Here is a 12,585-nt window from a genome sequence, read left to right as displayed (position 1 = left end):
GGCGTCGAGAGGCCCCTCGGACGTCAGACCGTCCGAGGGGCCGGAACTCAGCGGCGGGTGGCGCCGCCGGCGGGCTGGTCCGGATCGGTGGCCTGCTGGTAGGTCTGCGTCCGGTCGTCGGCGGCTTGCGGTGCGCGGCCGTCGGGGTGTCGGCCGTGCTGGTCGGCCAGGCCCGGGGCCAGCTTCTCGGCCTTGGCGCGCAGCTGCTCGGCCGCGGACGCGTGCTCCTCCGCGGTGGTCGCCCGCTGCCGGGCCTCCTGCTCCTCGCGACGGAGCCGCTCCTCCATCTCGGCGCGCTCCCGGCGGGCACGGGCGGCCTGCTCCTCGGCGGCCGCCTGCTCCTTCTCGGCCTGCGTCCTGCGCAGCTCGGCCTCGCGCAGGTGGTTCCGCGCCTGCTCCCGCTTGCGGGCTCCGTTGATCCGGTTGCGCTTGGCCATCGTCAGGGCGAGCACGGCCAGCAACGCCACCACGACCACGACGATCAGCACGATCACCCAGGTGTCCACGGCACTCTCCTCGACTCGGGGACCGGGTGATCATTCCCCGGGCGCGGCGCGGGGAAACGCTCAGGTGAGCGCGCTGCCGGCCCGCCACTGCTCCCAGGGGATGGTCCAGTCGTAGACGTCCGACCGCAGCGTCCCGGCGTCGGAGCCGCGGATCTCCACGACGTCGCCGGGCTGCGAGAACGAGAAGAACCAGCGGGCGTTCTCGGTCGAGAGGTTGATGCAGCCGTGGGAGACGTTCTCCCGGCCCTGCTGGGCCACCGACCACGGGGCGGCGTGCACGAACTCGCCGCTGTCGGAGATGCGGACGGCGTACTCGACCGGCGTGCGGTAGCCATCGGGGCTGTCGACCGGGACGCCGTAGGTGCTGGAGTCCATGACGCGGTGGCGGTTCAGCTCGGTGACCACGTGGGCGCCGTTGTAGCTGGGGTTGTCCGGGCTGCCGGCGCTGATCGGGAAGGTCTGCACCAGCTGGTCGCCGTCGTAGACCTCCATCTGGTGGGTGCCCGCGTCGGCGATCGACACGTGCCGCTCGCCGATCCGGAAGGAGACCGTGCGGTCGGTCTCGCCCCACACGCCGTTGCCGAGGTCGACGCCGTAGAGGTCGGCGTCGAAGGTCACGTCGGTGTTCTCCGGCCAGTACCCCGACGGGCGGAAGTGCACCTCGGTGTCGCTGAACCAGTTCCAGACGCCGTCGGTCGGGGTCGAGCTGGTCACCCGCAGGTTGCGCTCGACGGTGGCCTTGTCGATCACCGGACGGTCGAAGTAGACGCGGATGGGCATGCCGACGCCGACGGTCTGACCGTCCAGCGGTCCGATGGACGGCGTCAGCTGCTTCTGCGGGGTGACCGTGGTGAAGGTGGTCGCGGCCGCGGCGGGCTCGGCGCCCTCGCCCTCGGCCGTCGCGGTCAGCGTGTAGGTGGTGCCGTACGCGAGCGGGCTGTCCGGCGTCCAGACGTCGACGGCCGGGTCCCCGGCCGAGTCGGCCACCGAGCCGGGGACCTCCGCACCGGCGCCGTCGACGACGTCCACCTCGGTGAGCTCGCCGTCGGTGACGGAGATCTCGAGCGGGACCGTGGGTGAGACATCGATCGCACCGTCGGCCGGCGAGACCTCGACCGCGACCGGGGGCGGTGCCGCGGTCGTCGTCGGCGCCGCCGCCGTCCCGCCCCCGCCACTGCCCTGGCAGCCGCTCAGCAGGACCAGCGCCGTCGCCGTGACCAGCGCAGACGTCCCTCTCATCGCGATCCCCTCTGTGTCCTGCGCAGCCGTCATCCCGGACGACTGGTTGCACCGACCCACCAGTGTCCACGTCGGAGCCGTGCCGGGGGACGGCCGCCGGGCGCCGGAACACCTCGCCGGCGCGCAGGAGGGCGCTGGTATCGTTCTCCCCTGCCGCCCGGTGCAGCCGGGTGACACGCGCCATTAGCTCAATTGGCAGAGCAGCTGACTCTTAATCAGCGGGTTCGGGGTTCGAGTCCCTGATGGCGCACCCTCTCCACTTCAGCGGCTCTGCCGCCGATCGCCGGCAATCGGGTGCGCGGATCGGCAGGACGCGGCGACGGACCTGCCGATCAGTGCCCACCCATCCGGTCGGCGCGACGTGCCGGCCGGTCAACCGCCGTCCCACCACTGGGCGGCGGCCTCGGCGGGGGTCAGGCCGTCGAGCTCCACGGCGCGGTTGAGCTCCACGAGCGCCTCGGTGGTCAGCCGGGCGCTGACCGCGTCGAACGCCGGCTCGAGACCCTCCCAGCGCTCCAGGACGTCGGTGCGCACGAGGGGGACGACGTTCTCGTGCGGTTGGAGGCCCCGGTCGTCGACCAGCAGCACGATCGGCGCGACGGCCAGCCGGGCGGCGGTCGTCTCGACCAGGCCGACGTCGATCCGGCCCGAGACCAGCGCCTCGATGGTCGCCACGCGGGAGGGCATCGCCTCCACCTCGTCGAACTGCAGGCCGTAGACCTCCCGCAGGCCTTGCAGGCAGAACGGCCGTTCCGGGCACTCCGGGGGGCCGCCGAAGCGCAGCTGTGGCGCGAGCGGGGCGAGGTCCGACAGCTGCCGGACACCGTGCTCCTCGGCGAAGGAGTCGGCGACGGCGAAGCCGTTCTGGTCCTCGGCCGCGGCGGCCCGGAGCACGGTCACGCCGTGCGGTCCGAGGGTGAGCCGCAGTGCGGCGTGCAGCTCGCCCGGTGACCGCTCCCCGGGCTGGGTCTGCGGACGGGCGAACACGAGCGCGGTGCCGAGGTAGTCGATGACGGCGTGGACCAGGCCCTGCTGCAGGGCCGGCGCGACGACCTCCCGCGTGCCGATGCCGTGGTCGACCACGACGGGCACGCCGTCCCGCCGGGCGGCCTCGGCGTACACCTCGGCCAGGATCTGGTTCTCCTGGAAGTCGTAGGACGCGATCACGACGGCCTCGGTCGTCGGCTCCGTCGCCGGGGACGGCACCGTCGCCGTGCTGCCGCAGGCGGTCCCCAGTGTCCCCAGGAGGAGCGCGAGTGCGCCGGCCAGCCGGGCGCGGGAAGGTCGCACGGCGCCTCCTCCCCCATGCCGGGGTGTGCCCCCGCGCAACGTAGCCGCATCCGGGACCAAAGGGGATGGTCGCGCGCCGCCGCGGGGAGGACGCTTCGACGGCATGGCGTCCCTGCCGCAGGTGCCGCTCCAGGCGGCCTCCCCGCGACCAGGCGTCCGCCCGGCGCCGCAGGCCATCGTGCGCGTGCGCCGACGTCGCCGCCCCTCCGGGGAGCCTCCGCCGCTGCCCCGCCACCTCGCCGCGTCGGGGAAGTGGTGGCTGGGCCTGAGCGCCGCGGTCGTCCTGCTGTGGACCGTCGGGGTCGTGACCGGCAGCATCGCGGTGGTCGACCTGGTCGACACCCGCGTGCTGCAGGCGATCAGCGAGGTGCGCTCGCCCGGCCTCACCCGGGTCGCCGAGGTCGCCGGCGGGCTCGCGACCCCGGCCGCGGTCAGGACCGTCTGGCTGGTCACCGTCGTGGTCCTCGTGGCGTCCCGGCGGTGGCGGCACCTGCTGGTGTGGCTGGGGGTCTGCCTGCTGGTGCCCGCCCTCTCCGCCCAAGCCGCCGCCACGCTGCAGCGACCCCGGCCCTACGGGGTGGAGATCCTCGGACCGTGGTCGGGCTTCGCCATGCCGTCGGTGCCGATGACCGTGCTCACGGCCTCCCTGGTCAGCGCCGTCTACGCGCTCATCCCGGCCGGGCGGTGGCGGACGGTCGGCAAGTGGGTCGTCGTCGCCCTGCTCGCGGGCACCGCGGCGTCCCGGCTGTACCTGGCGCAGGACCACCCCACCGACGTGCTCGCCGGCGTGGTCCTCGGCGTGGCGGCGCCGCTGGCGGCGTTCCGGCTGCTCACGCCGAACGAGGTGTACCCGGTGCGGTACAGCCGCGGCAGCCCGGCCCACCTGGACGTGACCGGGGGCCGCGGCCGGGCGATCGTCCGCGCCCTGCAGGACCAGCTCGGGCTGGTCGCCACGCAGGTCACCCCGTTCGGCCTGGCCGGTTCGGGGGGCTCCACCCCGCTGAGGATCACGGTCAAGGCCGACCCGGGGCACAGCGAGGGCGAGAGCTGGGTCTTCGGCAAGCTCTACGCGGCGACGCACCTGCGCTCCGACCGCTGGTTCAAGCTCGGCCGCACGCTGCTGTACGGCCGGCTCGAGGACGAGAAGCCCTACCACAGCGTCCGGCGCCTGGTGCAGTACGAGGACTACGTCCTCCGCCTGCTGTGGGACGCCGGGCTGCCCGTGCCGCACCCGATGGGGATCGTGGAGATCACCCCGGAGCGCGAGTACCTGCTCGTCGCCGAGTTCCTCGCCGGGGGGCGGGAGATCGGCGACCCCGACGTCGTCGTCGACGACGAGGTCATCGACCAGGGCCTGTCCGTGGTGCGCCGGATGTGGGAGATCGGGGTGGCGCACCGCGACGTCAAGCCGGCCAACGTGCTGGTCCGCGACGGGACGCTGTTCCTCATCGACTCGGCGTTCGCGGAGGTCCGGCCCAGCCCGTGGCGGCAGGCGGTCGACCTCGCCAACATGATGCTGGTGCTCGCCCTGCGCACCGACGCCGCACGGGTGTACCGCCGCGCCCGGCTGCACTTCTCCGACGAGGAGATCGCGGAGGCGTTCGCCGCGACCCGCGGGCTGACGATGCCCAGCCAGCTGCGGCGGATGCTGCGGCAGCAGGGCCGGGACCTGCACGCGGAGTTCCTCCGGCTGCTGCCCTATCGGCTGCCGGCGGTGCGGATCCAGCGCTGGTCCATGCGACGCGTGGGCCTGACCGCGGCCACCCTGCTGGGCCTGGTGCTCGCCCTCGGCCTCGCCCTCAACGTGATCATGTGGTCCCCGCTGTGAGGACCCGGTGGCTGTCCCCCGCAGCGGCCCTCACGGCTGCCCTGCTGGTCGGGTGCACGGCGCCGGCGTCGCTGGGCAGCGACGAGCTGGCCTGCCGGGCGGGGGACGACGGCGAGCCCGCCCGCGGGGTGGTCCTCATGGCGCAGGCGGTGCCCTCCGCGGCGTGGGTGCCGTGCCTGGACGCCGTCCCGCTGGGCTGGCGCCTGGCCGGTGTCGAGGTCCGCGACGGCTCCGGCGGGTTCTGGCTGGACTCCGACCGGGACGGCGTCCGGGCCATCGAGGCGCGGCTGACCGAGTCCTGCGACACCCGGGACGCCACCGAGATCCCGAGCGACCGGGAAGGGCTGCGCCGCCTGGAGTGGGTGACCCAGGTCCACCCGCAGTACGTCGGCACCCGGTTCTACGTCTTCGACGGCGGGTGCCTGGCGATGGTCTTCCGGCTCGACGGCGACTACCGCGCCGAGCCCCTGGCGGTGGCCACGGAGAGCATCGACGTGGTCCGCCGCGCGGACGTGGCGGCGTACGTGCACGAGGACAGCGGCGGCCGGTTGCACCTCGACGGCCCCGCGCCGGAGGACGGGACGCCGTGACCGCCGCCGTGCCGGTCGCCGGACGTCGCCGCCGGCCGTGGTGGCGGCGCGCGCTGGGGCCGCTGCTGTCGGTCGCGCTCGTCGTCGCCGTCTTCGCCTGGTTCCTGCCGCAGTTCACCAGCCTGTCCGACGTCTGGGCCACCGTCGCGGGCATGACGGCCGTCGAGGTCGTCGTCCTCCTGCTGGCCGCGGCGTGGAACCTCGTCACCTACCAGTTCGTGATGGTCGCGACGATGCCGGGGCTGACGCTGCGGCAGGCGACGGTGTCGAGCCTGACCACGACGGCGGTGTCCAACACGGTGGTCGGCGGCGCGGCCCTCGCCCTTGGGCTGACCTACGGGATGAACTCCTCGTGGGGCTTCTCCCGGTCCCGCACGTCGGTGTCCCTGCTCGTCTCGGGGCTGTGGAACAACTTCGTCAAGCTCGGCACGCCGGTGCTCGCGCTGGCCCTGCTCGCGTTCACCGCCCCGCCGACCGCCGGCCGGCTGGCCGCCGGCCTGGCCGGCGTGGCCGGGCTGGCCGCCGCCGTCGTGGTCCTCGGCCTGCTGCTGCGCAGCCGCGAGAGCGCCGCCCGCATCGGGACGATCGCAGGCCGGGCCGCCTCGGCGCTGCTGCGCCTCGTGCACCGCCCCCCGGTGCACGGCTGGGAGCGGGCCACGGGGCGGTTCCGCGACCGCACCGCGCTGCTGCTGCACGCCCGCTGGCACTGGATCACGCTGGCCACCCTCCTCAGCCACCTGTCGCTGTTCCTCGTCCTGCTATTGGCGCTGCGGTTCGCCGGGGTCAGTGGCAGCGAGGTCGGGTGGCCCGAGGTGCTGGCCGTGTTCGCCTTCGCCCGACTGCTGACCGCCGTCCCGTTCACCCCGGGCGGGCTCGGCGTGGTCGAGCTGGCCCTGATCACCGGGTTGTCCGCGGCCGGCGGGGCGCGCGCCTCGGTCGCCGCGGCGGTCCTGGTCTACCGCGCCCTGACCTACGTCCTGCCCATCCCGCTCGGCCTGGCCGCCTACGTGTTCTGGCGGAGGAACAGGTCCTGGCGACGGATGCCGAACACCGCGCCGCGGACGGAGCTGGTCCCGGAGACGGCGTGACGCCCTCGGTGCCGCCCTCCGACGGGCGGCGCGCACCCGGGACCCGCCCGGCGGCGGCAGGATGGCGCCGTCCACCGGCCGGCGAACGGGAGGAGGCCGACCCGTGCTCCTCGTGCGCCACGCCGTCCCGGCTCCGCTGCGCCCGTTCGTCGCGGTGGCGCACGGCTACCGCGCGCCGGCGCTGCCGACGGGGCTGCACCGCGGGCTGCCGTCCCGCCACCTCACGCTGGTCGTGGAGCTGGCCGCACCGCTGCGGGTCAACGGACCCGGGTCCGCGGTGGCCGCCCACGCCGTCGTCGGCGGCCTGCACACCCGGGCGGCGCTCATCGACGCCACCCGCCCCCAGGACGGCCTGCAGTACGCCCTCACCCCGCTGGCCGCGAGCGCCCTCCTCGGGCTGCCCGCGGCCGAGCTCGCCGAGCGCACCGTCGACCTGGCCGACGTGCTCGGCCGGGCGGCGGACCGGCTCGTCGAGGACCTGGCCGCGGCTCCCGGCTGGGCGGAGCGGTTCGCCCGGCTCGACGCGGCGCTGCTCGACCGGCTCTGCGGCGACGTCGCCCCCGTCCCGCCCGAGGTGCGGGAGGCCTGGCGGCTGGTGCACGGCAGTGGCGGCCGCTGCCGGGTCGAGGAGCTGGCCGCGCACGTCGGGTGGAGCCGGCGGCACCTGAGCGAGCGGTTCCGGCTGGCCACCGGGCTCACGCCCAAGCAGGCGGCGCGGATCGCCCGGTTCGAGGCCACCCGCCGGCTGCTGCTGGACCCGCGGCGTCCGCCGCTGGCCGAGGTCGCCGTCCGGTGCGGCTACGCCGACCAGCCGCACCTGGCCCGGGAGTGGCGGGCCCTCGCCGGGTGCAGCGTCGGCACCTGGCTGCGCGAGGAGTTCCCGTTCGTCCAAGACAGCGCCCCGGCCGAGGGGGCACCCTCCCCGGCATGACCGATGCGACGACCACCACCGCCCCTGCCCCCACCGTCTGGCCCAGCGTCGGCTTCACCGACGTCGACGCCGGGATCCGCTTCCTGACCGAGGGGCTCGGCTTCACCGTCACCGCCTGCTACCGCGACGAGGACGGCACCGTCGCGCACGCCGAGGCCCGCTGGCCGGACGGCGGCGGCGTCATGTTCGGCAGCCGCGGCAAGCCCGGCGACCGGGGCGCCCTCGGACCGCAGGGCGTCTACGTCGTCGCGGCCGAGCCGGCCACCGTCGACGCGGCCTGGGAGCGCGTCCGCGGGCTGTCCGGCGTCGAGGTGCTGCGGGAGCTGCACGACACCGACTACGGCTCCCACGAGTTCGGCGTCCGCGACCCCGACGGCAACCTCTGGACGATGGGCACCTACCGCGGCGCCTGACCCGGGAGCGGCGAGGCCCGGACCACCAGCCAGACGAGGACCGCCTGCCACAGGACCAAGCCGGTGAGCGCCGCGAGCCAGCCGGCCGGGGGGATCCCGACGAGCACCGGGCGGGGGACCACCGCCACCGAGCACAGCGCGAGGACGCCGCTCAGCCACACGGCCAGGGCGGTCCAGCGGTACCGCGGCGCCGTGCTGGGGCGGACGGTGACGCCGAGGGCCGACAGGTCCTCGGGCGGATGCCGGCGCAGCATCCGCCGCCGCGACCGGTAGACCGGCACCCCGGGGTACCGCTCGGCCAGCACCCGCTCGCACCGGCGACGACGGCGCGGGGAGAAGCGGGCCCGGCGGGGCAGGCTGACGGCCTGGACGCGCGCCGCGGCGGCGCGGAAGCCGGAGTCGCCGAGGACGATCCGACCGCGGGCGGCGACCACCGCCGTCACGTCCCCCCAGCCCGTCCCCAGGCCGGTGGAGCTGGGGTGGTACCAGCCGTAGAGGCCGCAGCCGCACCCGCGCGCGGGCGGCACGTGCGCCTCGTCCACCGCGCAGCGGGCCTGCTCGACCGGCCAGCTCCAGGGTCCCGCGGCGACGTGCACCGGCGGGCGCAGACCGTCCTCGGCCAGGCGGAAGCGGCGGTAGCCCCGCAGCTCCCCGGCGACCAGGGCGGGCGGGTCCGCGGCGGGGTCGACCGGGGAGGTCACGCCGGGGCGGGCACCGGTGCAGGCGGTGCCGGTTCGGGCGCCGGGCTCGGTGCGGCCGGGGCCGGAGCCGGGTCGGCGACCGGCTCGAACTCGATCTCCCGGCGCTCGGGGCCGATGTCGCCGGCCACGCAGGGTCCGGCTGCCGGGACGCTCCGGGGGGTCGGCGGTGCGGTCGGCGTGTGCATCTGCGGCTCCTCGCCCGTGCCACGGGGCCTCGGGCCGGTCGCCGGCGCCGCGCCCAGGACGCGCCCGCCGAGCCGGCCCCGCTGACACCGCAGTGAAGCACCAGCCGGCCCCCCGGGTAAGGCCTCCGTCGCCGGACGAGAGGCGAGGCGTCCGGCAGCTGCGGACCGAGCACGTCGTGACCCGGGCCGCCACGGGACGTCGGGACACGCGGGGCGGACCGTGCCCACCGCAGGGCCTCCTTGACCGCCCGGGGAGGCGTGCCCCAGGGTCGCCGCCAGTCGAGCCACGAGGGTGGAGGCCGTCATGGTCGCAGCAACCGGTCCCGCTCCTCGCCCGCGGTGGCGCCGCGCGCTCACGGCGGGGGTCGCCACCGGCGTCCTGGTCCTCGCTCCCCTGGGCGGCACGGCCTGGGCGGAGCCGGCGGTGGAGGTGGGCGCCGGCGTCGGGTGCGACAGCAGCGCCACCGCGCGGCTGGACGAGGTGGTCACCGCGACGCTGGAGCGGACGGGCGTCCCGGGGGCGATCGTCGGGGTGTCGGGGCCGGGCTGCCGGTACGAGGCGGCCTTCGGGGTCGCCGACAAGGCCACCGGGGCGCCCATGCGCACCGACTTCCACAGCCGCATCGGCAGCGAGACCAAGACCTTCACGGTCACCGCACTGCTCCAGCTCGTCGACGACGGCGCGGTGGCCCTGGACGACCCGATCGGCGAGTACGTGGCGGGGGTGCCCGAGGGCGACCGGATCACGCTGCGCCAGCTCGCGCGGATGCAGAGCGGCCTGTTCAACTACAGCGCCGACGAGGACTTCTTCCAGGCCCTCGTCAGCGACCCGTACCGGAGCTTCACCCCGCAGGAACTGCTGGGCTACTCCTTCGCCCACCCGCTGAACTTCCCGCCGGGTGCGGGCTGGGAGTACAGCAACACCAACACGATCCTGCTCGGACTGGTCGTCGAGGAGGTCAGCGGGCAACCGCTGCACGAGTACCTCGACGAGGAGGTGCTCGAGCCGCTCGCCCTCGACGACACGGTCTTCCCGACCGACAACGCATTCCCCGAGCCGCACGCCGAGGGCTACACCGTCCACGACGGGACCGAAATCGTCGCCACCGACTTCAACCCCTCGTGGGGGTGGGCGGCCGGGGCGATGACCTCGACCCTCGACGACCTGCACACGTGGGCGCACGCGCTGGCCACGGGCACCCTGCTCGAGCCGGAGACCCAGGCCCAGCGCCTGGAGACCGCTGCACCGGAGGGAGCTCCTCCAGGGCTCGGCTACGGACTGGGTCTCTTCGTCGTCTCGGGCTGGATCGGGCACAACGGCTCGCTGCCCGGGTACCAGAGCCTCACCCTGTACCTGCCGGAGCAGCAGACCAGCCTGGTGGTGCTGCTGAACTCCGACGCGCCACCGCTCAGCGGGGACGCGGCCGCGTCGTCGTCGGCGTTCGGCACCGCGATCACCGAGGTCGTCAGTCCCGGCCACGTCTTCCGGCTCTGACCCCTGGAGCCCGGCTGGACCCCTGGAACCGATGCGTCAGGACGGCGTCGGCACGGTCGGCCGGGTCTCCGCGTCCACCCCGGGCGCGCCGCTGAGCTTCCGCCAGAGCCAGCTCGACGGGACCCGGCGGCCGGTCACCACGTACTCGCGGACGGCCTCCACCACCAGCGTCGTCTCCAGTGCCCGGCGGGCGGCCGGCCAGCCGGCGAGCAGCAGCTCGTCCCCGGGCGCCAGGACGAAGTCGGAGGCCGGCGCCAGCGTGGCGTCGCCACCGCGCAGCAGGAGCAGCGGAACCGCGTGCAGGCACTCGTCGCGGTCCTCCGGATTGCGCATGAGGTCGCCGAGGCGCGCCTCCCCGGAGGCCAGCCAGGGTGTCAGGGCGGGGGCCTCCCGCTCGGTGAGCCGTACCTTCCACAACGCCTGGAGGTGCTGTCCGCACAGGTCGGTGAGCCGCTCGACCAGAGCCGCCGCCCAGGCGTCCCCGAGCGCCGGCATCGCCGCGAGGAAGCGCCAGAGCAGCGGCGTCGAGAGCTGCGCGTAGACCTCGTGCGCGACCTCCTCGGTCGGCACGAGGAGCGCGTCGAGCTCCATCGCGGCGAACAGCGGCGCGCTCGCGGGCCGGTTCTGGCGGGCGGCGAGGAACAGGGTCGGGTTGATCCGCCGTGCGGTCTCCGCCAGCGAGAGGTTGGTGATGTCGTTGTCCGTGCCGGCGACGAAGCCCACGGCCTCGTCGAGCCCCACCGCCGCCAGCACGTCGGCCTCGTAGCCGCCGGCCACGACGACGTCGTCCACGTCGTCGTGCGGGCTCGGGTCGATGACGGTGACCTCGATGCCCTCGGCGCGCAGGTCGCCGGTCAGCTCCTTCCCGAGCCGGCCGTACCCGCACACCACCCAGCGGCCGCTGCGCGGCGGCGAGGCCCGTGGCGGCAGAGGGGCTCCGGGCCCGCTCTCCAGCCAGGTCAGCAGCTGGTAGGACGCCGGCGCCCGCAGCGCCAGCTGCACGTGGTCGCCGAACAGGTCGAACGGGTTGACCACGCTGGGCGAGCCGAAGACCCGCATGCGGTCGGCCATGACGCGAGTGGTCGCCCGTGCGATGACCGGGAGGTCGGGACGCAGCAGGGCGGTCGTCATGACGACGGCGAGGTTGGCCTCGTCGTCGTCGGTGAGCGCCACGACCGCCTCGCAGCGGGGGTGGTCGAGGCCCGCGACGCCCAGGTGCCCGGGGTCCCGGGCGTCGGCGGCCAGTCCGGGGACGTCGCCGTGGTAGGACTCGAGTTCCAGACCGTCGATCCGCTCCTCGTCGCGATCGAGGACGACGACCCGGCGGCCCAGGCCGTCCATCGAGTGCCCGAGCAGCTCGCCGGCGCGGCCGTAGCCCGCGATGAGGACGAACGGCTCGGCCAGCCGCGCGACCTTGCGGGTGAAGCGCTGCAGCGCCAGCGCGGATCGGAACGCCCGGTCCTGCACCAGGCCGAGCAGGGAGCCGATGGCGTAGGCCCAGCCGACCACCGTGAGGTAGATCGAGATGGTCAGCCACATCCGCTGGTTGTAGGTGTACGGGTACGGGATCTCGCCGAACCCGATCGTCGTCGCCGTGTAGCTCATGACGTAGATGGCGTCGAAGAAGCCCATGTCGTGGGGCCGGCCCTCGTCGTCCACGCCGGGGATCAGCGTCAGGCCCAGCACGCTGACCGCGAAGATGACGATCAGCACGATCAGCGGCGCCCGCATGCGCCGCAGGATCAGGAAGATCGTCGCGGAGGCCCGGTTGGCCGACGCGGCGGCCGCCAGCAACCGGGCGCGACGGGCCCGCCGCTCATCCTCTTCCTGGCGCCGGTTGCGGTGTGCCCAGAACGTCAGCAGGGGGTTGCCCACGGCGGCCTCCGTCTCATCCGCGGTGGAAGGACACCGTCTCGACGACCAGCAGGACGACCGAGACGAGGTTGGCCAGCAGTGCGCCGCCGGAGAGCGACACGATGCTCGCCATCGTGCCGGGGGTGAGGCCTGCGGTGGAGACGTAGATCGCGTAGCCGTACACCAGCGCGGCGCTGATGAGCTGGAGGTCGGCGACCAGGCTGGTGGCCAGGTGCACCGCGCCGATCTGCGTGCGGTCGCCGAACTTCAGCACGGTGGCGATCAGGTTGACGACGACCGCCGCGAACAGCTCGAAGCGGTTGTGCAGCACCGGGTTCTCGATGTCACCGATGAAGAACCCGAAGTTCAGCGTGGCGGCGAGCAGGACGAAGAACCCGAAGACGACCTTCTCCAGGTTCACCCGGACCTCCTCCGACACCGACCCGACGAGGACGTGAGCATCCC

General features: G+C 74.7%; 13 protein-coding genes and 1 tRNA gene. 7 read left to right on the top strand and 7 right to left on the bottom strand.

The annotated features are described in order from the left end of the window. Positions 1-47: 47 nt before the first annotated feature. Complete coding sequence (locus BUB17_RS00685) at positions 48-506, bottom strand: hypothetical protein (RefSeq protein WP_072911655.1); 459 nt, start codon at positions 504-506, stop codon at positions 48-50. Positions 507-566: 60 nt separating this feature from the next. Further along, positions 567-1,745 carry a L,D-transpeptidase gene (locus BUB17_RS00680; RefSeq protein WP_072911652.1) on the bottom strand — a complete coding sequence of 393 codons (1,179 nt, stop codon included), beginning with the start codon at positions 1,743-1,745 and terminating at the stop codon, positions 567-569. Between the two features lie 177 nt (positions 1,746-1,922). Here BUB17_RS00680 and BUB17_RS00675 point away from each other — a divergent pair. Next, positions 1,923-1,995: transfer RNA gene (locus tag BUB17_RS00675), tRNA-Lys, on the top strand. A 122-nt stretch (positions 1,996-2,117) separates the two neighbouring features. On the opposite strand, the gene BUB17_RS00670 is transcribed toward BUB17_RS00675, so the two are convergent. After that, positions 2,118-3,035 (bottom strand): ABC transporter substrate-binding protein, encoded by a 918-nt coding sequence (locus BUB17_RS00670; RefSeq protein WP_072911649.1) that lies wholly within the window; start codon positions 3,033-3,035, stop codon positions 2,118-2,120. A gap of 103 nt (positions 3,036-3,138) precedes the next feature. Between BUB17_RS00670 and BUB17_RS00665 the strand changes: the two genes are divergently transcribed. The 5 genes from BUB17_RS00665 (at position 3,139) to BUB17_RS00645 (ending at position 7,885) form a co-directional block, all read left to right on the top strand. Then, positions 3,139-4,863: a phosphatase PAP2 family protein gene (locus tag BUB17_RS00665; RefSeq protein WP_072911647.1), complete on the top strand. Its 1,725-nt coding sequence runs from the start codon at positions 3,139-3,141 to the stop codon at positions 4,861-4,863. Further along, positions 4,860-5,453, top strand: coding sequence for a hypothetical protein (locus tag BUB17_RS00660; protein ID WP_141242844.1), 594 nt, complete (start codon positions 4,860-4,862; stop codon positions 5,451-5,453). The genes BUB17_RS00665 and BUB17_RS00660 overlap by 4 nt, the downstream gene beginning before the upstream one ends. Further along, positions 5,450-6,541 (top strand): lysylphosphatidylglycerol synthase transmembrane domain-containing protein, encoded by a 1,092-nt coding sequence (locus tag BUB17_RS00655; RefSeq protein WP_072911644.1) that lies wholly within the window; start codon positions 5,450-5,452, stop codon positions 6,539-6,541. The genes BUB17_RS00660 and BUB17_RS00655 overlap by 4 nt, the downstream gene beginning before the upstream one ends. Positions 6,542-6,644: 103 nt before the next feature. Then, positions 6,645-7,472, top strand: coding sequence for an AraC family transcriptional regulator (locus tag BUB17_RS00650; protein WP_244276802.1), 828 nt, complete (start codon positions 6,645-6,647; stop codon positions 7,470-7,472). Further along, the gene (locus BUB17_RS00645) at positions 7,469-7,885 is read left to right on the top strand and encodes a VOC family protein (RefSeq protein WP_072911642.1); all 417 of its coding nucleotides are present in this window, start codon (positions 7,469-7,471) and stop codon (positions 7,883-7,885) included. Before BUB17_RS00650 ends, BUB17_RS00645 begins: the two co-directional genes overlap by 4 nt. Here the strand turns inward: BUB17_RS00645 and BUB17_RS00640 are convergent. Next, complete coding sequence (locus BUB17_RS00640) at positions 7,870-8,586, bottom strand: hypothetical protein (RefSeq protein WP_072911639.1); 717 nt, start codon at positions 8,584-8,586, stop codon at positions 7,870-7,872. The two genes, BUB17_RS00645 and BUB17_RS00640, sit on opposite strands and share 16 nt — an antisense overlap. Next, the gene (locus BUB17_RS00635) at positions 8,583-8,771 is read right to left on the bottom strand and encodes a hypothetical protein (RefSeq protein WP_072911637.1); all 189 of its coding nucleotides are present in this window, start codon (positions 8,769-8,771) and stop codon (positions 8,583-8,585) included. Before BUB17_RS00635 ends, BUB17_RS00640 begins: the two co-directional genes overlap by 4 nt. Positions 8,772-9,075: 304 nt before the next feature. Between BUB17_RS00635 and BUB17_RS00630 the strand changes: the two genes are divergently transcribed. After that, the gene (locus BUB17_RS00630) at positions 9,076-10,266 is read left to right on the top strand and encodes a serine hydrolase domain-containing protein (RefSeq protein ID WP_072912505.1); all 1,191 of its coding nucleotides are present in this window, start codon (positions 9,076-9,078) and stop codon (positions 10,264-10,266) included. 36 nt (positions 10,267-10,302) lie between these two features. Here the strand turns inward: BUB17_RS00630 and BUB17_RS00625 are convergent, their stop codons facing one another. After that, complete coding sequence (locus tag BUB17_RS00625; RefSeq protein ID WP_072911634.1) at positions 10,303-12,141, bottom strand: potassium channel family protein; 1,839 nt, start codon at positions 12,139-12,141, stop codon at positions 10,303-10,305. 13 nt (positions 12,142-12,154) lie between these two features. Further along, on the bottom strand, positions 12,155-12,541 hold the full coding sequence (locus BUB17_RS00620; protein ID WP_072911633.1) for a DUF6394 family protein: 387 nt from the start codon (positions 12,539-12,541) through the stop codon (positions 12,155-12,157). Between the last annotated feature and the right edge of the window lie 44 nt (positions 12,542-12,585).

It is taken from the genome of Geodermatophilus obscurus, assembly GCF_900143215.1.
In the GTDB taxonomy this organism is placed as follows: domain Bacteria; phylum Actinomycetota; class Actinomycetes; order Mycobacteriales; family Geodermatophilaceae; genus Geodermatophilus; species Geodermatophilus obscurus_A.
Note: the sequence above shows the minus strand (reverse complement) of the source record. Positions and strands in the feature narration are given on the sequence as shown.

Bases quoted from the DNA above. Each gene is read 5' to 3' on its own strand.
- BUB17_RS00645 (WP_072911642.1), top strand. From the start codon at position 7,469: ATGACCGATGCGACGACCACCACCGCCCCTGCCCCCACCGTCTGGCCC.
- BUB17_RS00665 (WP_072911647.1), top strand. From the start codon at position 3,139: ATGGCGTCCCTGCCGCAGGTGCCGCTCCAGGCGGCCTCCCCGCGACCA.
- BUB17_RS00630 (WP_072912505.1), top strand. From the start codon at position 9,076: ATGGTCGCAGCAACCGGTCCCGCTCCTCGCCCGCGGTGGCGCCGCGCG.
- BUB17_RS00635 (WP_072911637.1), bottom strand. From the start codon at position 8,771: ATGCACACGCCGACCGCACCGCCGACCCCCCGGAGCGTCCCGGCAGCC.
- BUB17_RS00680 (WP_072911652.1), bottom strand. From the start codon at position 1,745: ATGAGAGGGACGTCTGCGCTGGTCACGGCGACGGCGCTGGTCCTGCTG.